General features: G+C 49.2%; 1 protein-coding gene. It reads right to left on the reverse strand.

The genetic code is table 11. The annotated features are described in order from the left end of the window. Window positions 1–1088, reverse strand: a 1088-nt coding sequence (locus tag GY791_17995) for a hypothetical protein (protein ID MCP4330322.1), incomplete at both ends; no start/stop codon positions are given.

Genomic DNA, 1088 nt, shown 5'->3' on the forward strand with positions numbered 1-1088 from the left:
GCTTCCTGCACTGTAAGCGACACTGCCTCCCGTTGTCGTGTTCCCTATCGTACGCCCGTAGGTGCCGCTGTTACCACCTGAGTTGGCACCAAGGTAACCCTTAGCTGATACGTCTATGCCGCTACTCGCGTCTACCGTCAGAGTGGTTGTGTTGACTACCAAACTATACTCATCCGTTGTCGTTGTCGCTGGATGCGTCAACAGACTACTATTTGTCATCGTTAGCGTGTTAGACGTTACACTATCTACAACAAGCGTTGAGTTGTACAGGTTATAGTCTGACGCATTTGTCACTTTGCCACTTACTGTCATTTTGCCATTATTTACAAAGACAGGAAAGTTGTCTACCTCTATATCGTTTACGTCAAGGTCACCCTCTATCTCTAATCCATTCACTGAGTTCGGGGCTAATACCTTTATGTCATCCTCAGACTGCACACGGGCAAGACCCTCTATGTACAATTTGTCAAAGATGTAGAGGCCTCGGTAGGGGTCTCCTGTTGTAGCCACGGTTGTCATGTCACCCTCATTCAGGTCAGTCGTAATGGTAGTCGCACCGTTGTTAAGGACCCTCATTACACTGCCCTGACCCCTATTCGGATTGAGATATATGCCAACTAGATCATCCGTCCGCCAGCTGCGGGTACCATCTGTCAAGGTGTCCGCCGTCAGGCCTGTAGATGTTCCCGTACCCACCGATATCAGCGGCGTAGAGAAAACGGCAGTTACCGTGTTATTATTGTTCACTATCAGATCTCCATAGGTCTGCGTGGATGACTTTGTGTATATGGTTCCCGCTCCGCCATTGAAACTGCTCTTGCCTCCATAAGCTGTCACATTCGTCGTGTTAAAGCCCGATATGTCATCATAGTAGATGGCTATACGTCCACCTCCGCCACCGGTAGTATAGTTATGAGCATCGACAGTTTTACCACCATTTGCCGTTATCACCCCCCCACCGCTCAGTGTACCCGTCTCGACATACACTCCCCCTCCGCTTCCTCCTCCATTATACTGCCCATTATGTCCATCTCCACCATTGGCTCTTATGTGGCCATTAAGCACTATATCGGTAGCCGTTATCCTCA

The sequence above is a fragment of the Alphaproteobacteria bacterium genome (assembly GCA_024244705.1).
Classification (GTDB): Bacteria; Pseudomonadota; Alphaproteobacteria; order JAAEOK01; family JAAEOK01; genus JAAEOK01.